This window comes from Azospirillum humicireducens, assembly GCF_001639105.2.
In the GTDB taxonomy this organism is placed as follows: Bacteria; Pseudomonadota; Alphaproteobacteria; order Azospirillales; family Azospirillaceae; genus Azospirillum; species Azospirillum humicireducens.
Genome location: NZ_CP028905.1, coordinates 222,394 through 241,392, shown reverse-complemented (window position 1 = coordinate 241,392; position 18,999 = coordinate 222,394). Strand labels below are relative to the sequence as shown.

Annotated in this window: 15 protein-coding genes; 10 read left to right on the top strand and 5 right to left on the bottom strand. The window is 68.0% G+C overall.

The features are described from left to right. Positions 1 to 102: 102 nt before the first annotated feature. Positions 103 to 1,272 (top strand): RNA-guided endonuclease InsQ/TnpB family protein, encoded by a 1,170-nt coding sequence (locus A6A40_RS24025; RefSeq protein WP_108548398.1) that lies wholly within the window; start codon positions 103 to 105, stop codon positions 1,270 to 1,272. 781 nt (positions 1,273 to 2,053) lie between these two features. Beyond that, positions 2,054 to 2,998, top strand: coding sequence for a replication protein RepA (locus A6A40_RS24020; protein WP_042695567.1), 945 nt, complete (start codon positions 2,054 to 2,056; stop codon positions 2,996 to 2,998). 120 nt (positions 2,999 to 3,118) lie between these two features. On the opposite strand, the gene A6A40_RS24015 is transcribed toward A6A40_RS24020, so the two are convergent. After that, on the bottom strand, positions 3,119 to 3,631 hold the full coding sequence (locus tag A6A40_RS24015; protein ID WP_236784003.1) for a hypothetical protein: 513 nt from the start codon (positions 3,629 to 3,631) through the stop codon (positions 3,119 to 3,121). A 251-nt stretch (positions 3,632 to 3,882) separates the two neighbouring features. Here A6A40_RS24015 and A6A40_RS24010 point away from each other — a divergent pair, with 251 nt between their 5' ends. From A6A40_RS24010 to A6A40_RS23975, 8 genes are all read left to right on the top strand, one after another. Continuing rightward, complete coding sequence (locus A6A40_RS24010; RefSeq protein WP_108548397.1) at positions 3,883 to 5,151, top strand: glycosyltransferase family 4 protein; 1,269 nt, start codon at positions 3,883 to 3,885, stop codon at positions 5,149 to 5,151. A gap of 312 nt (positions 5,152 to 5,463) precedes the next feature. Then, complete coding sequence (gene pseB, locus A6A40_RS24005) at positions 5,464 to 6,456, top strand: UDP-N-acetylglucosamine 4,6-dehydratase (inverting) (protein ID WP_108548396.1); 993 nt, start codon at positions 5,464 to 5,466, stop codon at positions 6,454 to 6,456. Then, positions 6,456 to 7,703 (top strand): UDP-4-amino-4,6-dideoxy-N-acetyl-beta-L-altrosamine transaminase, encoded by a 1,248-nt coding sequence (gene pseC, locus A6A40_RS24000; protein ID WP_108548395.1) that lies wholly within the window; start codon positions 6,456 to 6,458, stop codon positions 7,701 to 7,703. Before pseB ends, pseC begins: the two co-directional genes overlap by 1 nt. A gap of 227 nt (positions 7,704 to 7,930) precedes the next feature. After that, complete coding sequence (locus A6A40_RS23995; protein WP_108548394.1) at positions 7,931 to 9,418, top strand: flippase; 1,488 nt, start codon at positions 7,931 to 7,933, stop codon at positions 9,416 to 9,418. Positions 9,419 to 9,551: 133 nt separating this feature from the next. Continuing rightward, entirely contained in the window at positions 9,552 to 9,848 is a 297-nt protein-coding gene (locus tag A6A40_RS23990) for a hypothetical protein (RefSeq protein WP_108548393.1), read from the top strand. 102 nt (positions 9,849 to 9,950) lie between these two features. Next, complete coding sequence (locus tag A6A40_RS23985) at positions 9,951 to 12,476, top strand: calcium-binding protein (RefSeq protein WP_108548392.1); 2,526 nt, start codon at positions 9,951 to 9,953, stop codon at positions 12,474 to 12,476. A 22-nt stretch (positions 12,477 to 12,498) separates the two neighbouring features. Continuing rightward, positions 12,499 to 13,089 (top strand): IMPACT family protein, encoded by a 591-nt coding sequence (locus A6A40_RS23980; protein WP_167562525.1) that lies wholly within the window; start codon positions 12,499 to 12,501, stop codon positions 13,087 to 13,089. Between the two features lie 208 nt (positions 13,090 to 13,297). Continuing rightward, the gene (locus tag A6A40_RS23975) at positions 13,298 to 13,945 is read left to right on the top strand and encodes a hypothetical protein (RefSeq protein WP_236784010.1); all 648 of its coding nucleotides are present in this window, start codon (positions 13,298 to 13,300) and stop codon (positions 13,943 to 13,945) included. Positions 13,946 to 14,038: 93 nt separating this feature from the next. Here A6A40_RS23975 and A6A40_RS23970 read toward each other — a convergent pair whose 3' ends face one another. The 4 genes from A6A40_RS23970 to A6A40_RS23955 all read right to left on the bottom strand — a co-directional run bounded on the left by A6A40_RS23970 (position 14,039) and on the right by A6A40_RS23955 (position 18,980). Continuing rightward, entirely contained in the window at positions 14,039 to 14,698 is a 660-nt protein-coding gene (locus tag A6A40_RS23970; RefSeq protein ID WP_108548389.1) for an SGNH/GDSL hydrolase family protein, read from the bottom strand. Between the two features lie 221 nt (positions 14,699 to 14,919). Then, entirely contained in the window at positions 14,920 to 16,158 is a 1,239-nt protein-coding gene (locus A6A40_RS23965) for a glycosyltransferase (protein ID WP_108548388.1), read from the bottom strand. A gap of 321 nt (positions 16,159 to 16,479) precedes the next feature. Then, on the bottom strand, positions 16,480 to 17,406 hold the full coding sequence (locus A6A40_RS23960) for a hypothetical protein (RefSeq protein ID WP_108548489.1): 927 nt from the start codon (positions 17,404 to 17,406) through the stop codon (positions 16,480 to 16,482). A 140-nt stretch (positions 17,407 to 17,546) separates the two neighbouring features. Beyond that, positions 17,547 to 18,980: a carbohydrate-binding domain-containing protein gene (locus A6A40_RS23955; RefSeq protein ID WP_158279365.1), complete on the bottom strand. Its 1,434-nt coding sequence runs from the start codon at positions 18,978 to 18,980 to the stop codon at positions 17,547 to 17,549. Positions 18,981 to 18,999 lie beyond the last annotated feature (19 nt).

The following is an 18,999-nucleotide window of genomic DNA, read 5'->3' as shown; positions in this document are numbered from 1 at the left end:
TCTCCGTATAGAGGGCGCCGCCGATCGGCGGCAGAGGAAGTATGGGTGTTCGGCGGCAGAACAAAACTTGAACATTGCCGCAACTCCTGGTATAAGAATTCTATGAATCCGGTCGAATGCTCCTACCGTTTTCGTTTCTATCCCACGACGCAGCAAACGGACTTGCTGAATCGAACGTTCGGCTGCGTGCGTGTTATCTATAACCGTGCCCGTACACTGCGAGAAGCGGCGTGGAAGGAGCGCAAGGAGCGATGCGGCTTCACCCAGACGAACGCCATGCTGACGGCACTGAAAAAACAGCCCGAGTTTGTGTGGTTGAACGAAGTGTCCAGCGTCCCGCTCCAACAGTGCCTGCGCCATCTTGAGGCGGCTTACCAGCGCTTCTTTCACAAACGCGCCCGTTACCCACAATTCCGCCGGAAGGACAGCCGACAGTCGGCGGAGTTTACCAAGTCCGGCTTCACCTACCGCAATGGCATGCTCACGCTGGCAAAGATGAAAGAGCCTTTGGCCGTGGTGTGGTCGCGTGTACTTCCTGGTGAACCGAGCACGGTCACGGTGATTCGGGAGCCGGACGGGCGCTGGTACGTCGCTTGCCGTGTTACGGCCTCCATCAAACCTTTGAGCGGTGGCAGTGCGGTGGGCATCGATCTCGGGCTGACAAACCTTGCTGTCCTCAGCACCGGAGAGAAAATTGCCAACCCGCGCCATCTGTCCAAACGTCAGAAGCGGCTGGTTCGAGAACAGCGCCGTCTGGCGCACAAACAAAAAGGCTCCAGAAACTGGACGAAGGCTAAGTTGAAACAGGCGCGCGCCCATGCTGCCGTCCGCCACGCCAGACAGGACTTCCTGCATAAGCTGTCTCGTCGATTGATCAACGAAAACCAAGTGATCGCGGTTGAGACATTGTCGGTTGAAGGTATGCTGCGGACAAAGCGCCACAGTCGTGCGATCGCCGATGCCAGCTGGGGAGAGCTTCTCCGTCAGCTGAACTACAAAGCGGCGTGGTATGGAAGAACGCTGGTTCAGATCAGTCGGTTTTATCCGTCGACCAAAACCTGCAGCGCGTGTGGAGCGACCGGACATATACTGACACTGGCTGATCGTGCATGGGTGTGCCCGCACTGCGGTGCTCATCATGACCGGGACCATAACGCCGCACAAAATATTCTGGCCGCCGGACTGGCGGTGACTGCCTGTGGAGGGGATGTCAGTCCTGGGGTGCCTCGGCATCCTGGGCAGTCCTCGGTGAAGCAGGAACTCATGCCGTGAGGCTTGAGAATTTGCCGTCCATGGACGGTAAAGAAGGTCAACCTGCCGCCATCTGTTGTGTGAGCGTGTGGTGGGGCGCCGGAAGCCCCTGTAAGGCAAAGCCTGGGGGCCGGCGCCATGGCGGTTCGTTATAGACCGCGTTTTCCGCGCTTCACAAGCACCCCTCCGAGACCCACCCGACCGGAGCGCCCCTTCCGGGAGGAAGGCGAGACAAGACTCCAAACACGCCCCCTCGGGCAACGCGCATCCGGGACCAGGGGAAACACCAAGGCCAGGATGAAGGTTGGAGTCTTGTCGCGCCCCCCTTGCCGCCTTGCCGTCGGACAGCCCCGCCGCGAGCCGGATGGGGCTCTCGCGAACGGCTCACGGGAGAGCCGAGCCGGAAAGGGCGCGACAGAACTCCAAGCCCGGCTGCGGGCAAACCCGCGGGGAGCGGCATGGAAAGGTGTGAATCATCGACGAGTCGTCGTCGATTCGCTTACGCGACTCGGAAATGAGCGACTCCGAAGCGATTCGGGGCCGAATCGAAATGTCCCGCTTGGAGTCTTGTCGCGTCAGCCGAAAAATCCACAGGCAATGCGGACTATCCGCTGGAGTCTTGTCGCGGGAGTTCTGGAGTTTTGTCGCGCGACTCGCGATTCTCTACTGGAGTCTTGTCGCGCAAACTATTAACTGAATCAAATAACCGTACAAATAGTTTGAGCGACAAGACTCCAAATTGCTGGCACTAACCGAGCGTGATATAGCGTTGACCGCAAAGTCGTGCCAAGGTCAGCTCGCTATGGGACAGATACACACCCTGATCACCCAGTTGGGACGCGACCAGGCGAAGGCGCTCCAAACCGATCCGGATCAGCGTTCGCTAGTCGATGTCGCCGCTGCCGTCCTCGAAGAGGAGCGGCAGGAGCTTGGCATCACCTATTCAGGTTTTGCGCTGACGGCCCTGCCGCATCGTCGTCTTCCCGATGACCAGCCCTGGGAGCGTCGCGGACATAAGATCCGCTTGCTGATCGAACCCGGACGACTGCCGATCCGCAACGGTGGCTTTAAGCTTTACGGTGTTCCGTACGGCAGCCGCGCGCGGATGATCCTGCTGTATCTGCAGACACGGGCGATCCAGACAGACAGCCGCGAGGTCGAGCTGGGCCGCAGCATGCACGAGTGGCTGGACCGCATGGGCCTGTCGGTGGGCGGCCAGACCTATCGCGACATCCGCGAGCAGGCTTCGCGCATCGCCGCCTGCAACCTGACCTTCGCCTGGGAGGACGCCCACAGCATCGGCTTCGAAAAAGGGTCGATCGTCAAGGGCGGCATCCATTTCTCGACGAATGCCGGTGCGGAACCGGGCCAGGGATCGCTGTGGGAAGACCGCGTCCTGCTGTCCGAGGCCTTCTTCCGCGAGCTGAAGGCCCATCCGGTGCCGATCTGGGAACCGGCGCTGCGCCATATCCAGAACAACAGCACCAGCATCGACATCTATATCTGGCTGGCCTACCGGCTGCACAGCCTGAACCGCTCCACTCCCATCACCTGGCCGGCGGTGTTCGAACAATTCGGCGCCGGTTACAGCCGCCTGCGCGATTTCCGCAAGCGCTTCATCGAAGCGCTTCAATTGGCACTCGCCGTCTATCCCGACGCGCGGGTGGATGTGGAAGAGCAGGGATTGATGCTGCACCCCTCGCCGCCTCCGATCCCGGAGCGCAAGTTCGCGCAGCTTTGCCGGTGACACTGGCTTCGGAGTGCCGGTTCATCAACTCTCCAACCGACCGGAACCGGCGCTTCGTCTGCACAATCCTCATCCCTGCGGGGCCGGCACCCCCTGCGACAAGACTCCAAACCCCGTCTCTCAGGGATTGGCGCCCAACGCTTTCGCCAGCGGGTGGAACAGACGGCGAAGCATTGAATCCAAAAGATTTTCCTCAACTCCACCGGAGAGCGCCAAAGCCTGGGGCGGTGTCATGAAAAAGGGCGCGCCGCCGACGGATCCAGTGCGCTGAAGGGTCGCAGCGAGCGCAAGGAGCCGCCCGCCCTGTCCCTTGTCATCCGGGCGCAGCGTGGCATGGACCAGCAGCAGCAGGGTACCGGGATCGGCGATGCGGGCATCGTTGGGGGCGAATGCCGTGACCGCCGGGCCGGAGGCCAGCAGGTCCGACAACACCGCAGCGGCCCGGCCGCACAGCGCATCGTCGCCAAGGCCTGCCCCGAGATCGGCGGACAGGCCGCCGTCGGCATCCACCACGCAAAGCAGGCCGACGCGCTCGACCCGCTGGAAGAAGGGCAGGGGCGACATGGCGGAGATCCCGGACGTGTGAAGGAGCAGGCTGGCGGCGAACAGCAGCGCCGGACGGATCCGCATCATGGCAACACCCCGGTGTCCGCAGGGCCGCCGTCATCGTCCGGCAAGGCGGAGGTTCCGGGAGAGGATCCGGTGGAGGACAAGGAAGGGGCGCTCCATCTTGCGGTTCCCCGGCCAATGCCGGCAAACCGATACCTTATAGACCGGGCGGCAGGGACGGAACGATCCTTCCGGCTGGGTCTTCCCCATCGACAGCGGCGCCGGATGGTTGCAGGCTATCGCCCCGTTCTTCGTCTTCCGGGTACTGTTTTTCCATGCGGATCCTGTTCGTTCACCAGAACACTCCCGGCCAATACAAGCATCTCGTCCGCCATTTCGCGGCGGATCCGGCCCATCAGGTCGCCTGCATCGGCAAAGCCAGGCGCGAGCTGCCGGCCGGCGTGCAGATGGCGCTCTACCGGCCGACGCGCGAGCCGGGGGAGAACACCCACCCCTACATCCGTATGTTCGAAGGGCAGGTCCTGCACGGGCAGGGTGCCGTGCGCGCCGGGCTGGCCCTGCAGAAGGAGGGGTTCACCCCCGACGTGATCTGCGCGCATCCCGGCTGGGGCGAGGCCCTGTACCTGAAGGATCTGTTCCCGGACGCGCGCCTGCTGCTCTATTGCGAGTTCTTCTATCGGGCCGACGGCTCGGATGTCGGCTTCGACCCGGACCGGGCGGTGACGCTCGAGACACGCTGCCGCATCCGCACCAAGAACGCCGCCCTGCTGGCCGGGCTGGACGCGATGGACTGGGGCGTCAGCCCGACGGAATGGCAGCGGCGTCAGCATCCCGACGCCTTCCGTCCGCGCATCTCGGTGATCCATGACGGGGTCGATACCTCGGTATGCCGGCCGGATCCGGCCGCCACCGTCACCCTGCCCGACGGCCGCCGCCTGTCGCGCGAGGACGAGGTGGTGACCTATGTCGCCCGCAACCTGGAGCCCTACCGCGGCTTTCCCACCTTCATGCGGGCGGCGGCGGAGCTGCTGCGGCGCCGGCCCAATCTGCACATCCTGATGGTCGGCGGCGATGAGGTCAGCTATGGCGCTCCGCCCGAGGGCGGCGGCAGCTGGCGGGAGACGATGTGGCGGGAGACGATGCTGGACGCCGCCGGCACGCCCAGACATGAGGCGGCGCGGCTGCATGTGCTGGGAAAGCTGCCCTATGAGGACTACCTGTCGGTCCTGCGCATCTCGCGCGCCCACATCTACCTGACCTTTCCCTTCGTCCTGTCCTGGTCGATGCTGGAGGCGATGGCCTGCGGCACCGTCATCGTCGGGTCCGACACGCCGCCGGTCGCCGAGGTGATCGAGGATGGGGTGAACGGGCTGCTGACGGATTTCTTCGATCCCATGGCGCTCGCCGACCGGGTGGAGACGGTGTTGGACGACCCGGACCTGCGCGCCGCCCTGTCCGCCGCCGCAAGGATGACGGCGGTGGAACGCTTCGACCTCGCCTCCATCTGCCTGCCGGCGCAGATCCGCCTGCTGGAGGAGGTTCAGGCCGGCCGGTCGCCTGCCGGCCTGAACCCGCCGGCCTGAACCCGCCAGCCTGAACCCGGTTGTCTGCCGACGGGTCTTGCGCCCGGGGGCGTCCTGAATTAACCCGATCCTCAGAAAGCACCGGTTACGGTCGGGGTTCATTCCAGTCCCGATGCGATGCCCGTCCCGACCATCCGGCCGGCGGGCCGGTGGCTTCGGGCGATGCGGCTTCAACGGACGGAACCGGCGGTGACGACACACTCCAGCAAGACGGGCGGAGCCAAGCCATGGACTGCGGCCCCAGGGATCGGGAGTGGATCGGACGGTGCCGTCCCGTCCGGCGACGGCACCGGGCTTGAGGCGGGGCTGCGCATGCTGGATGGCCGCTCGATCCTGGTGACGGGGGGAACCGGGTCCTTCGGGCGCCGCTTCGTCGAGACGGTGATGCGGCATTCCAGGCCGCGCCGGGTCATCATCTTCTCCCGCGACGAGTTCAAGCAGTACGAGATGCAGCAGCGCATGCCGGCGGACTGGGCGCCGACGTTGCGCTATTTCATCGGCGACGTGCGCGACCGCGAGCGGCTGGAGCTGGCGATGCGCGGCGTCGATTTCTGCGTCCATGCCGCGGCGCTGAAGCATGTGCCGGCCGCCGAATACAACCCGATGGAATGCATCCACACCAACGTCTATGGGGCGGAGAATGTGGTGCGGGCGGCGCTGTCGATGGGGGTGCGGCGCGTCGTCGCGCTGTCGACCGACAAGGCGGCCAACCCGATCAACCTCTATGGCGCCAGCAAGCTGGCGTCGGACAAGATCTTCATCGCCGCCAACAACCTGTCCGGCGCGCTCGACACCCGCTTCGCGGTGGTGCGCTACGGCAACGTGGTGGGGTCGCGCGGCAGCGTCGTGCCGCTGTTCCGCAAGATGATCGCCGAGGGAGCCGACCATCTGCCGGTCACCGACGAGCGGATGACCCGTTTCTGGATCACCCTGCAGCATGGCGTCGATTTCGTGCTGTCCTGCTTCGCCATGATGCAGGGCGGCGAGATCTTCGTGCCGAAGATCCCCAGCATGCGCATCGCCGACCTCGCCCGCGCCATGGCGCCGGACCTGCCGCAGAGGATCGTCGGCATCCGGCCGGGCGAGAAGCTGCACGAGGTGATGATCACCGAGGACGATTCCCGCCAGACCTACGAACTGGCCGACCGCTATGTCATCGAGCCGGCCTTCACTTTCTGGCAGCATGCGCCCTATGAACGGCTGAACGCCCGCCCGGTGGCCGACGGCTTCCGCTATGCCAGCGACGGCAACGACGACTGGCTGGACGGCGAGCGGCTGCGCGACCTGCTGGCGGAAGCGCCCTGATGGCGGGCCCCTCGACAGGGGACCTGCCCTTCCTTCCCTATGGCCGCCAGTCGGTGGAGGAGGAGGACATCGCCGCGGTGGCGGCGGTGCTGCGCGGCGACTGGCTGACCCAGGGGCCGGCGGTGGCCGGCTTCGAGCGGGCGCTCAGCATGCGGGTCGGCGCGACCGAGGCCGTGGCCTGCGCCAACGGCACCGCGGCGCTGCGGCTGTCCTACGCCGCACTCGGCATCCGGCCGGGCGACGCGGTGGTGGTGCCGTCCAACACCTTCCTCGCCACCGCATCCGCCGCCCGCCACTGCGGTGCGGAGGTCGCCTTCGCCGACGTCGATCCCGACAGCGGCCTGATGGGCGTCGCCGAGGCCGAGGCCGCCATCGCCCGTGCGCGCAAGGCCGGCTGGCGCGTCCGCGCGCTCGCCCCCGTCCATTATGCCGGGCAGACGGCCCCGATGGCCACCCTTGCCGCGCTTGCGCAGGCGGAGGGGCTGGCGCTGGTCGAGGATGCCTGTCACGCCATCGGCACGGTCGATCTGTCCGAGGGAGGCGAGAGGCCGGTCGGCGCCGGCCGGCCGGAGGTGGAGGCGGGATCGCTGACCGTCTTCTCCTTCCATCCGGTCAAGACCATCGCGGCCGGGGAGGGCGGGGCGGTCACCGGCAACGACCCGGCGCTGATGGCGCGGGTGCGGCGCCTGTGCAACCACGGCATGATGCGCGCGCCCGAAGCGGGGCAGGGCTTCGCCGACCCCGACGCCGCCCTGGATGCGGAGGGGAAGCCCAATCCCTGGTATTACGAGATGGCGGAGCCCGGCTTCAACCACCGGCTTTCCGACATCCACGCCGCCCTGGTGCTGAGCCAGCTCGGCCGGCTGGACCGCTTCGTCGAACGGCGGGCGCGGCTGATGGCGCTCTATGCCGAGCGGCTGGCTCCGCTGGCCCCGCTGGTGCGGCCGCCGGCCCTGGTCCCCTGGTGCCGGCCGGCCTGGCACCTGTGCGCCGCGCGCATCGGCTTCGAGGCGGCGGGGCGGACCCGCTCGGCCGTGATGGCGGCCCTGCGCGCCCTGGGCATCGGTACCCAGGTGCACTATATCCCGGTCCATCGCCAACCCTACTGGCGCCGCCGTTACGGCGATCTCGCCCTGCCCGGCGCCATGGCCCATTATGCCCATACGCTGTCGCTGCCGCTGTTCCCGGCCATGGCCGACGGCGACGTCGACCGGGTCGCCGCGGCGCTGGAACGGGTCCTGTCCTGATGGAAGATCAGGGTCCACACAGTCCGGCCCGCGATTCCGTTAGCGTTTTGGGCAGGATGGACGGATAACAATGTCGTCGTCAGGACGGCATAGGCCTAGGTCTAACGGCTGAAGAGCCGAATGGCCGGGGTCGGGTCATCCCGAACGCCGCTCCACAGTGCCTTGCGTACGGACCTCCGAATTTGCTTCGCAACACGCTCTGGAATCTGCTTGGCGAGGGGCTGCCCATGGCGGCGGCCCTGCTGTCGATTCCGTTGCTCATCTCCGCCGTCGGGATGGAGCGTTTCGGCGCGCTGACCCTGATCTGGGCTCTGCTCGGCTATCTGGGCGTGCTCGATCTCGGGCTGGGGCGGTCGCTGGTGCAGGTCGTCGCCGACCGGATCGGGCATGCGGGCGGATCCGGGGCGGAGCATGAGGCGGGGCAGGACACTGCGAATACGGCGGGCATCGCCGGTCCGGCCATCGCCCTGATGGGCGCCATCGGCCTCTTGACCGGCGGGGCGGTGGCGCTGGGCGCCGGGCTGCTGGCCGACCGCTTCCAGCTCGACACCGGCACTTCGCCGGACGAGATCCGGATGAGCCTGCTGATCGCGGCGGCCATCGTGCCGATCGCGCTGGTTTCCGCCGGCCTGCGCGGCGTGCTGGAGGCCCATCAGCGCTTCCGGCCGATCAGTCTGGTGCGGATGACGGTGGGGGTGCTGAATTACCTGAGCCCGCTCTGCGTCCTGCCCTTCAGCCAGAGCCTGGTGCCGGTGATCGCCGCCATCGCGGCGGGCCGCTTCATCGGGCTGGTCGGCTATGGCGTGCTGGCGGTGCGACAGATGCCCGACCTGCTGCGTCCCGCCCGCTGGGGCCGCCCGTCCTTGCGCGGGCTTTTCACCATGAGCGCCTGGATGATGCTGAACAACCTGGTCGGGCCGGCGATGCTCTATGCCGACCGCTTCATCCTGCTCAGCCTGGTGCCGGCGGCGATGGTCGCCTTCTACACCACCCCGTTCGAGCTCTTGTCGCGGCTGATGGTGATCCCCGGCGCCCTGTCGGTGGCGCTGTTCCCGCTGGCCTCCAGCCTGTTCCGGCGCGATCCGCCGGCGCTGGGCCGCATCCTGGATGCCGGCGGCCACCTGACGCTGGCGGTGTTCCTGGCGATGCAGGCCGCCACCATCGTCGGCGGCGAGACGGCGCTGGAGCTGTGGCTGGGACCGGCCTTCGCCGCCAACAGCGCCACGGTCCTGTCGATCCTGATGCTGGGCGTCTTCTTCAACGCCACCGCCTATGTGCCCAACACGCTGATCCAGAGCGTCGGCCGCGTCGACGTGACCGCGCGCCTGCAGATGGCCGAGCTGCCGGTCTATCTCGGCGTGCTGTGGCTGCTGGCCGACCGCTATGGCGCGATCGGCGCCGCCGCGGCCTGGAGCCTGCGCACCGCGGTCGATTGCGGGCTTCTGCTGCTTCTGCTGCCGCGCGTGGCGCCGGGCACGGGGGCGGTGGCGCTGACCATCGGCCTGCGCGCGCTGCTGGCCGGGGCGGCGGGAACGGCCGGGCTGCTGGTCGGCGGGCCGGTGGGGGCGGCGATCAGCCTGACCGGTCTGCTGGCGGTCGGCCTGGGCGTCGCCGGCCGGCTGCTGCGTACCCGGTCCTGGGAGAAGCTGTCCGCCCCGCTGCGCAAGTCCCGCCCCGCCCGGCTGATCGACGGAACAGCGGCCGACCGTACGTAACATCACCGTGTCGGGACACGGCCGGGTGGTCCGGCCGCGCGCGACCGCCACGGTGCGCGGGTGGTTCCTTTGCCGCCGGAAATGCGCTATGTGAGCGGAAACTCTGTGCAACGCTGGTTGGAGTTCGAAGGCCATGGCCGAGGGTACTGTGGACTATTACGCGATGGTCGAAGAGGCTTGGCAGCTCAGCGACACCGCGCGCGACTATGTGAAGAACGCCGGCCGCGAGGTGGACAACACCGAGCTGTGGGATAAGGTGTTCGCCTCCTCGCCGCTGATCGACCTGGAGCGCACCCGCGCCGAAGGCGGCCAGCCGCTGCAGAAGATCTTCTTCAAGAATCCCTACGGTCTGCAGTACCGTGCCGACCACAAGGACTGGATCCCGTTCCGCCACGGCGCGCTCGACCCGGCCTATCTCCAGGTGATCTGAGGGCCAGGTCGTCTGACAGCCCGTTCCGCCGGCCGCTCCCGAACCTGACAGGCCGGGAGCGGGAGTGCCGGGACGGGGAGGGGCGCGAGCAGGGGAGAGGGCATGGCGCGGCTGGTGGCGGGGCAGGGCTTCGCCCTCGATCTGGATGAGGCCCGGCTGGCGAACGGGTTCGTCGCCGACGCCTTCACCACCGTGCCGGCCATCTCCGCCATCTCCGCCGGTGCCGGCAGCCTGACCGTCACCCGCCAGGTCGCCGGCCGGGCGCACGCCACCCTGCTGGATTATGCCGCCTCCGGCAGCGGGGCGACGGCATCCGTCCGCTTCACCGGTCTGACCGACCGCGATGCGGCCGGTCTCTTGCGCTACCGGATCGAGGGGCTGGACGTCGCGCTGACGGGCGGGACGCTCGACCGGCTCGGCGCCCGCATCTTCCAGCAGATCGACGGTTTCGCCGGAGCGGACGCCAACGACAGCCTCTATCTCGGCGTGCCGGGCGGGCGCAGCTTCGACGGCGGCGGCGGCATAGACCGCGCCATCTACACGGCCGACCCGCGCCGCTACGCCCTGCAGGGGGGCGCCTACCGCGCGGAGACGCCGGTGGTGGTGGCGCTCGACGGCAGCGGCCGGCGCTATGCCGTGGTGTCGAGCCGCAGCGCCGATACGCTGACCGACGTCGAGCTGGTCACCGTCGATGGCCTGACCGCCGCCCCGGCGGCGCTCGCCTTCGACGCGCGGAACTATCTCGCGGCCAACCGCGACCTCGCCGTCGCCTTCGGCGACAATGTGGTGGCCGCCGCCGCCCATTATTCCTGGCACGGCCGGAACGAGGGGCGCAGCCTGGGCGGTTTCGACGCGCTGGGCTATCTGGGTGCCAATCCCGACGTGCTGCGCGCCGTCGGTGTCGACGCCGCCGCGGCCTTGCAGCATTACCTCGGTCATGGAGCCCGCGAAGGGCGGACGGCCGGCTTCGACCCCTACGGCTATCTCGCCTCCAACCCCGACGTTCTGGCCGCCTATGGCGCCGATCCGGCGGGGGCGCTGACCCATTATGCCCAATATGGCCTGCGCGAAGGGCGGACGGCGTCCGGCTTCGACGCGCTGGGCTACCTCGCCTCCTATTCCGACCTGATCGCCGCCTTCGGCGCCGACAGCAGGGGCGCGACCCGTCATTACGTGACCCATGGGCGGCAGGAGGGGCGCGCCGTCACCTTCGACGCGGCGGCCTATCTGGCGGCCAATCCCGACGTCGCCGCGGCCACCGCCGGCAACGCCTCGGCGGCCGCGGCCCATTACATCGCCTATGGCCTGCGCGAAGGGCGGGCACTGCGCCCTGCCGCCCGTGCCGCCGCCGCCCCGGTGGCGGATCTGCCGCCACAGGCGGCCGCAATGGGCGCTGCCTTGGGAGCTGGGGCGGCAGCGGTCGTGCTGACCGGCACGGCCGGCAACGACACGTTGAGCGGCAGCGCCGCCTTCGATGCGCTGGGCAATCCGGTATCGGACGCGGTGGACGGGCTGGGCGGGATCGACAGCTTCGTGCTGACCGGCGTGCTCGCCTCCTATTCGCTGGCCATCGATGCCAACGGCATTCTCGTGGTCAGCGGTCCCGACGGCACTGACACGCTGACCGGCATCGAACTTCTGCAGGCCACCGACGGGATCTATCCGGTGGGATCGCTGGTCGGCTTCTCGCAGCCGTCGCTGACCGGGCTGACCGTTTCGGCTTCGGCTTCCTCGGGCGACGATTATCTGGTGGGCGGGGTGCAGGGCGACGCCATCGGCGGCGGGGCGGGCAACGACACCATCGCCGGACTGGGCGGCAGCGACACGCTGTTCGGCAATGCGGGCAACGATGTTCTGTTGGGTGGCGACGGTGCCGACCAGCTGGAGGGCGGGGCGGGCAACGACCTGCTGTTCGGCGGGGCGGGCGACGATCTGCTGCGCGGCGACATCATCGACGTCACCGGCAACGACACCCTGCTGGGTGAGGACGGCAATGACTGGCTCGACGCCGGAGCCGGCAACGACTGGCTCGACGGCGGCGTCGGCAACGATACCCTCTATGGCGGGGTGGGCGGCGACGTGCTGCGCGGCGGCGGCGGCGACGACATTCTGTTCGGCGACGTCTACTCCGACCGCAACCGCGAGATCTCGGTCAACGCCGCCGACACCGTCACCATCTATGAGGACGTTCTGCTGGGCGGCTCCGGCAACGACACGCTGGTCGGCGGCTATGGCGCCGACCTGATGGACGGCGGGGCGGGGGTGGACGTCTTCTCCATCCGCAACCTGACCGAATCCACCCTGGCCGCTCCCGACGTCATCATCAATTTCAACGGCCCCGTCGTGGCGGCCGAGGCGCTGAAGGGGTTGGCGAGCTATGCCACCGTCGGCGCCGAGGGCGACCGCATCGACGTTTCGGAGATCGACGCCATCGCCGGCACCACCGACAACGACGGCTTCACCTTCGTCGGCACCGCCGGCTTCAGCGCGGCCGGCCAGCTGCGCTACCAGGCGTCCGGCGCGGTGACGCTGATCGAGGGCGATGTGAACGGCGATGGGGCGGCCGACTTCCGCATCCAGGTCAACATCGCCAACTACAGCTTCTCCGCCTTCGACTTCGTGCTGTAGGCGGATGCCGGCCACCCTCATGATGTTCACGCTCGTCAGGACCGAACGGTTCGAACAGGAAATCAAGAAGAGCCGCTTCCTGGCCCAGGCTGCCCCGGCCGGCAGCGAGGAGGAGGCGCGCCGCTTCATCACCGAATCCAGCATGCCCGACGCCGGCCACAATTGCTGGGGCTTTCGGGTCGGCGACATCTATCGCTTCAGCGACGACGGCGAGCCGGGCGGGACCGCCGGGCGGCCGATCCTCCAGGCCATCGAGGGCCAGGAGATGGATCGGGTGGCGGTGGTGGTCAGCCGCTGGTTCGGCGGCATCCTGCTGGGGGCGGGCGGGCTGGTGCGCGCCTATGGCGGTTCGGCGGCAAGCTGCCTGAAGGCGGCGGCGCGCGAACCCATCGTCGCCTATGCCAGCCTGTCCATCGCCTGTGCCTTCGCCGACGAGGCGCGCATCCGCTCCAGCCTCGGCAGCTTTCCGGGCACGCGGGTGGAGACCATCGGCTTCACCGCTGACGGCGTCCAGCTTCAGGTCACGCTTCCCCGCGACCAGGCCGATGTGTTCATCCGGCTGGTCACCGACATCTCCCGCGGGCAGGCTGCGGTGGTGCGTGGCGAGGAATAAACGTGTGCGGACCGGCGGGGATGCATTTATTTCCATAAATCTGATTATGCGTTGCTGATCGCTGCTGCGGAGCGCGTTGCTCGCCTGAGCGTGGGTTGCTATCGTTGCTCCGGTGGTGCCGGGAGGGCGGATGACAGCCGATTCATTGCATGCTCTGAGCAGATTGTCGGATACGGAGATCGACCGGGAACCTTTTCCCCACTTGGTCGTGCCGGATTTTCTGCCCACCGACCTCTATGCCCGAGCCTGTGCCCATTGGCCGGACCCCGCTGCCTTCGGTGTCCTTCAACCCGACGAGTTGCCGTCGCGTTATCAGGTGCCGCTGACCGAAGGGTGGCTGGCACGATGCGGCGGCGAACAGGCAGCGGTGTGGCGTGCGGTGCGCGACTGTCTGTTCAACCCTGACATCGTCGCGTTGATGGCCGACCGCTTTCCCCAGGTCCGCGACAAGCTGGGCTGGGTCGATGCGCCGCCGGTGCTCAACATGCGTATCATCGAAGACCATACCGGCCATGCCATGTTGCCGCACACGGACATCGAGGTGACGCTGTTCTCGATGCTGCTTTACATGCCGGCGGACGACGCCCCGCCCAATCCCCTGGCACCGCATTTGGGGACGGCGCTGTACCGGTCCCGCAACCCCGATTTCCGCGGAAGGGGGATGGACCGATACCCGCGCACCGATTTCGAACTGGTGGCCCAGGCTCCCTACCGGCCCAACCATCTGTTGGCCTATGCGCCGTCCGACCGCTCGTTCCATGGGGTGGAGCCGGTTGCGGCTCCCTGCGAGCGGCGGTTGCTGATCGCCTTCGCGGTGATGGAGACCCGTCATCCGTCACGGCGCGGCACGATATGAGAAGGTGGCTGGACGGCGTGCCGGTAGCGCGCCGCCGGCACATGGCCGGCAGCGCATGGTCATCACAGCGCTCTGCCGGCCGCCGGTCCGCGGTCAGACCTCCAGGGCGTTGATCGCTTCGGCCCAGGCGTGGGCGCCCTGGATCGGATGCAGATGGTGATCGCGGGGGTTGGGGCTGCGGTAGGCGTCGGCGATCAAGCCGGTTCCGGCGTCCAGGACACGCGCGGAAATGTCGGTATAGGGAATTCGCCGCCGGGCCGCTTCTGCCGCAAGCTGTCGATTGTAGCGCATCGTCAGGTCGGTGCGTTCGCGCAGGCTTGCGCTCACCGTGTGACGGGCACGCGCCACGGCGCCCTGGCGGTGATTGTCGGGAATGGTGGGAGGGACGGCACCCGTCACCACGACCCGGCTGTAGCCGGCATCGATCAACGTGTCGATGAAACACGCATAAGCCTCTATGGAAGCCGCCAGCTGCGCATCCACCGATTCGCCGAGGGTTTGCGCCCGCCACCAGATGACGAAGCCGCAATCGACCTCGCCAAGCTGGATGACCGGCATGACGCCCGGCAGAACGGGCAGCAGCGCCTTTTGGAAATGGGCTATGGCCTGGGTGTGGCTTTCCGGATTGCGCAGGCCGACGGCGGTGGCGCCGGGGACGATGAGGAAGTGGGACTGGCGGCGGAACAGACCGAGCGTGGCGGCAATCTCGAAGGCCTGAACGTGACTGTCACCGACGAAATACCAACTGTGCATCGCGGGCCTCTGTCCATCTCGCCACCAAAAATACCGATATCTTGACCGAAGCCAATGCGTTTGGTCGCGAACTTCGATCGAATTTCAATCCATGGTTTTGATTGCCCGGACGGCCACGACCTGCTGCTCGACCGTTGCCGGCCATCAAGGGCATGATATAATGATTTGTTGTCATGTTTTAATAAGTTGATGAATGCTGCGATGGGATCGCGGCGGGGAACCTACCGCCGTCCGTCCGCCAGTTCGTCGATCCAGGCGAACTGGCGCGGCAGGCAGACGCTGCGCAGATCGTGGTTGGCACGGATGAAGGCACGGGCCACGGCGCCCAGCCGGTTGCGCGCCTCCCGGTCCGCCAGCAGGTCGGCCACGCTGTCGGCCAATCCGCGATGGTCGAAGACATCCGTCAGCCTCCCGGTCCGGTCATGCTCGATCATCTCGCGAACCGGAGCGGTATCGCCGGCGACCACGGCGGCGCCCGCGCTCATCGCCTCCATCACGCTCCAGCTCAGCACGAAGGGGTAGGACAGGTAAACGTGGACGGAGGAAAGCTGGAGCAGCGGAACGAAGTGTTCGTAGGGAATGTTGCCCAGGAAGAACACCCGTGACCAGTCGGCGTCCGGAATGGAGCCGCGCACCTCCTCTATGAAGAGGTCCCGCCAGTTTCCCGATGGCGGCGGCGGCCCATAGGTGGTGCCGGCTCCGCCGACGATCAGCACATGGGCCTGCGGGCGCCGGGCCAGAAGCCGCGGCAGGGCGCGCATGAAGCTGTGATATCCCCGATGGGGCTCCAGGGTCCGGTTGACGAAGGTCACCACCTCGTCCGTCCGCGCCAGCGTGAGGGTGCCGTTCAGCGTGGCCCTGGCGTCGGGGTTCGGGGCCACCGCCTCGGTGTCGATGCCGTCATGCACCACGGTGATGCGGTCGCGGAAGAGAGGGGGAAAGCCGTCGGCCTGCCAGCGGGTGGGAGACAAGCCGGCGTCGGCGGTCTCGAACTGCAGCAGGTTTGCTGCGTTCTTCAGGCGCACACGGCACGGATCGCCGGCATCGAGAGCCGGGAATTCGGGATCGAAGCCGATATCCGCGCCTTCCATCCGGTAATAATATTCGCAATAGATGCCCAGCCGGGCCTGCGGCCAGACCTCCTTCACGAACAGGCTGTCGCCCCAGCCGGGATGGGCGACGATCACGTCGGGGACATAGCCCTCCGCCTTCATGGTCAGCGCCCGTTGGAACAGCGCCTCGCCAAGAATCGCGTTGGTTTCGAATTCGGCGGCCCAGGGATGGACGCCAAAGGTCGGCAGCCGCAACGGCGCATAGGGAACCATGGTGATCCCGCCCCAGCCGGACGGAACCTCCATCGACCGGCTCAGGGCGTGGACCGTGTGCCCGCGCCTTACCAGGCCGGGTGCCAGGGCCTTGAATTGGCCGGGAAAGGCGGGGTGGATGAACAGGATCTTCATGGAGGGCGCCACGGTCCGGCAAAATGGGCTGCGGAGGGGGTATCATGCCATGGCGCCATCGTGAAGCACCGCTGGAATTTCCCGCATTCGGTGTGAGATTCCTCGAGCGCCGTCCTCCTGCGCTTTGGGGCTGTTCCAGTTTCGCGTGATCCGATCCGGCTTTCGGAGGCGCAGCACCGCCAGGCGGGCTGGCGGCGATCAGCGTCCGGCGCATATGGAGCGCAGTCAGGAGTCCGGCCGCCGGTCCGGTTCCGAGGATCGTTGAGTGCGTTGATTGACGTTGAACGCCCATACGGCCGGTTCGCTGCGGCGGACCTTCCTTTAGCGGGCCTTGCGGTCGGCCTTCGTCATGGAGGGCAGCGCCAGGTCGATCACCAGCCGGTGGCCCCGTTCCTTGTCGGGGGGCAGGGTCGAAACGGCGAGCAGCCGAACCGCTTCTCCTTTGCCATCGCCCTTGCCGTCGGTTCCGCCATTCTCGTCGCTGAACAGCAGGCGGGTGCCGGTGCCGGTGCGGTCCGCCCGGTAGCCGAGCGCCGTCGCCGGCAGGCGTCCGGACGGCGGGGCCCGCCACAGCGTGCCGGGAAGCGTCACCTCCAGCCGGCCGTCGGGGCGGCGCACCGGCGTCTCGAAGCGCGGGTCCTGGTCGAGGTCGAGCACGACGCGCAGCCCGTCGCCGCCATTGGCGGTGCGGATGCGCTCCACATGGCGGGGGGCCGTCGTGCTTGCCACGGCCTGGATCGGGGTCGGGCGGGCGGGCGCGTCGGGGACCGGCTTGACGCCGGGGCGCGGGAACTCGGCCGCCGGTTCCGTCCGCAGGGCTGGCGCGCCGCCCTGCGGTTCGGGCTTCGCCGCCGGCAGCGGGGGAGCCGGGGCTGTTTGGGCCGGGCCTGCTGGCGCGGCAGTCGGTTGGGCCGTGGCCGGCTGGGCTTCCGCCGGCGGCTTCCTGACCGTCTCAACGAAGCCGCCGCTGCGGCCTTCCGCGCGGCCCTGCTGGACATAGTGGACGTAGCCGCTGGAGATCTGTCCGTTGCGGACGGCGGCGGCGACGTCGGGGTTGGCGGCCAGATAGGCGCGCTCCCGCCAGCCGGTCGGCTGTGCCGTGGTGGTGTTGACGTCCGAGGCGCGGCGCCAGTTGGACATCAGCGACGGCATCGTCCCGTACAGGCCCAGACCTTCCACCGCCAGCGACAGCCACAAGGGCGTCAGCAGCAGGAGCAGAAGGCGCAGGAGCTGTGAGATCGGCGACAAGGCGTCTTGTGTCCGGCGAAGGGGGAAAACGGCGCCGGTCCCGCTGGTCCGGCTGTCCTGCATGCCTACTCCCAAGCACCGCATCCGGTCCAGGAAAAGCCGTGGACCGGGCGGGACCATCGGGAGAGCGCGGAAGAGTGTCAAGGCGATGACGCCGGATCGTGGGTCTCGCACCAGGCGTGCAGGCCATGGGCGGCGTTCTCGAAGCCGGAGACCGTCTCCGGCATCCAGGCGGCCATGCTGTCGGCGATTCCGTGCCACGCCGCATCGGCCGACACGGCGTGGCCCAGCAGGTCGCCGGCCTGAAGCTCCGCCACCTGCGCCTGGGACGGGGGCTGCGCACCGAACAGGCTCTTGTCGGCGGCGACCACCAGCGTGCCGTTCCACCACATCCCGCTCTGGCCCTCGACCACGTCGCGCCCGTCGGGCGCGCCCTTGTCGTAGGTCACCGCGGCGTCGGTGGCGGCATAGCTGCGGCCGTTCACGGTGACGCTGTCGACGAACAGGTTGCGGTCCTGGCCGCCGGCGAAGCCGTCATTGTCGTAGCGGATCTGCACCGTGTGGGCGCTGTCGGCCGACACGCCGGCGGTGAAGGCGTAGGTCTTCGCCGCGCTGCCGACGGTGGCGCCGCCGACGGCCTGGCCGTCGACCAGCAGGGTGAAGTGGGCGTTGACCCCGGCGGCGGCCGTGCCCTTGGCGTTGACCAGGATGGCGGCGGTCGCGGTCGCGTCCGTCCCGGTGCCTGGCGTCTCCGGCGCGCCGTAGGTCTCGCCGATCTTCGCCAGCAGCGCCTGGGCGTTCAGGTCGGTGTAGCCGGTGGCGCCGACCGGCGTCCCGGTCTGCTTCGCCAGTGACAGGAACTCGTCCTGGCTCAGGGCGCTGCCGCGCAGCGCCAGAGCCTCCTGCTGGGCGAGGGCGACCGCGGCGGTCACCGTCGGGGCGGCGAAGGAGGAGCCGTTGGCCGTCACCGTCCGCCCGGCCAGATCGGTCAGCCGGATGTCGGTGCCGTCGGCGCACAGGTCGGTGATGCCCGGATTGCGCTGGGCCCAGCCCGGCAGCGTCCCGTCGCCGGTGGAGGCGCTGACGCAGATCGTGTTGTGGTCTGCGGCGAAATAGGACACGTCGGTCGCCGTCCCGTTCTGTCCGGCATTGCCGGCGGCGGCCGACACCAGCACCCGCTTGGCGGCGAGGCTCGCCAGCTCGTCCGACAGGATGGTCGTCATCTCCGACGAGGCGGAGCCGCCGGCCAGCGACAGGTTGACGCCGACGACATTGTGGTCCGACGCATGGGCGACGACCCATTGCAGAGCCTGCTCGATCACCGCCCCCGATGCGGTGGTGGAGCCGTCCTGCATCACCTTCAGCGCGATGATGCCGACGTCCGGCGCTTGCGACAGGATGCGGGAGGCCACCAGGGCGCCATGGGTGTCGGCGGCGGGGTTGCGCGCGTCGCCGTCATTGTCGGCGTAGTCGTGCTGGTAGACCACGGAGGCGGCCGTCTCCCAGGTCGGCGACCAACCGCTGTCGATGACGACGACCGTCCCGCCGCTGCCGGTATGGATGCTGTTCGCCATGCTGTCGGTCCCCGCTGTC

Bases quoted from the DNA above. Each gene is read 5' to 3' on its own strand.
- A6A40_RS24025 (WP_108548398.1), top strand. From the start codon at position 103: ATGAATCCGGTCGAATGCTCCTACCGTTTTCGTTTCTATCCCACGACG.
- A6A40_RS24020 (WP_042695567.1), top strand. From the start codon at position 2,054: ATGGGACAGATACACACCCTGATCACCCAGTTGGGACGCGACCAGGCG.
- A6A40_RS24015 (WP_236784003.1), bottom strand. From the start codon at position 3,631: ATGATGCGGATCCGTCCGGCGCTGCTGTTCGCCGCCAGCCTGCTCCTT.
- A6A40_RS24010 (WP_108548397.1), top strand. From the start codon at position 3,883: ATGCGGATCCTGTTCGTTCACCAGAACACTCCCGGCCAATACAAGCAT.
- pseB (WP_108548396.1), top strand. From the start codon at position 5,464: ATGCTGGATGGCCGCTCGATCCTGGTGACGGGGGGAACCGGGTCCTTC.
- pseC (WP_108548395.1), top strand. From the start codon at position 6,456: ATGGCGGGCCCCTCGACAGGGGACCTGCCCTTCCTTCCCTATGGCCGC.
- A6A40_RS23995 (WP_108548394.1), top strand. From the start codon at position 7,931: ATGGCGGCGGCCCTGCTGTCGATTCCGTTGCTCATCTCCGCCGTCGGG.
- A6A40_RS23990 (WP_108548393.1), top strand. From the start codon at position 9,552: ATGGCCGAGGGTACTGTGGACTATTACGCGATGGTCGAAGAGGCTTGG.
- A6A40_RS23985 (WP_108548392.1), top strand. From the start codon at position 9,951: ATGGCGCGGCTGGTGGCGGGGCAGGGCTTCGCCCTCGATCTGGATGAG.
- A6A40_RS23980 (WP_167562525.1), top strand. From the start codon at position 12,499: ATGTTCACGCTCGTCAGGACCGAACGGTTCGAACAGGAAATCAAGAAG.
- A6A40_RS23970 (WP_108548389.1), bottom strand. From the start codon at position 14,698: ATGCACAGTTGGTATTTCGTCGGTGACAGTCACGTTCAGGCCTTCGAG.
- A6A40_RS23965 (WP_108548388.1), bottom strand. From the start codon at position 16,158: ATGAAGATCCTGTTCATCCACCCCGCCTTTCCCGGCCAATTCAAGGCC.
- A6A40_RS23955 (WP_158279365.1), bottom strand. From the start codon at position 18,980: ATGGCGAACAGCATCCATACCGGCAGCGGCGGGACGGTCGTCGTCATC.